General features: G+C 66.1%; 1 protein-coding gene. It reads left to right on the forward strand.

Features of this window, described 5'->3' with window-relative positions; genetic code table 11:
* The coding region (locus ABD317_RS37455; RefSeq protein WP_344296606.1) for an LLM class flavin-dependent oxidoreductase at positions 1–699 on the forward strand (699 nt) is incomplete at both ends.

Here is a 699-nt window from a genome sequence, read left to right on the forward strand (position 1 = left end):
GAGCGGATCACGTCGATGACCGCGATCGCGCTCAAGGCCGAGGAGGTCGGCCTCGACGTCTTCGCCACCGGCGAGCACCACAACCCCCCGTTCGTCCCCTCCTCCCCCACCACCATGCTCGGCTGGATCGCCGCCCGCACCACACGGCTGATCCTCTCCACCTCCACCACACTGATCACCACCAACGACCCGGTGAAGATCGCCGAAGACTTCGCCATGCTCCAGCACCTGGCCGACGGCCGCGTAGACGTCATGACAGGCCGCGGCAACACCGGACCCGTCTACCCCTGGTTCGGCCAGGACATCCGCCAGGGCATCCCCCTGGCCATCGAAAACTACGCCCTCCTCCACCGCCTGTGGCGCGAGGACACCGTCGACTGGGAAGGCCGCTTCCGCACCCCCCTGCAAGGCTTCACCTCCACCCCCCGCCCCCTGGACGACGTACCCCCCTTCGTCTGGCACGGCTCCATCCGCTCCCCCGAAATCGCCGAACAAGCCGCCTACTACGGAGACGGCTTCTTCGCCAACAACATCTTCTGGCCCAAAGAACACTTCCAACGCCTCATCGACCTCTACCGCACCCGCTACGCCCACTACCGCCACGGCACCCCCGAACAAGCCATCGTCGGCCTCGGCGGACACATCTTCATGCGCAAAAACTCCCAGGACGCCGTACGTGAGTTCCGCCCCTACTTCGAC

Origin of the sequence: Streptomyces synnematoformans, from assembly GCF_039531005.1 — a bacterium.
Taxonomy (GTDB): Bacteria; Actinomycetota; Actinomycetes; order Streptomycetales; family Streptomycetaceae; genus Streptomyces; species Streptomyces synnematoformans.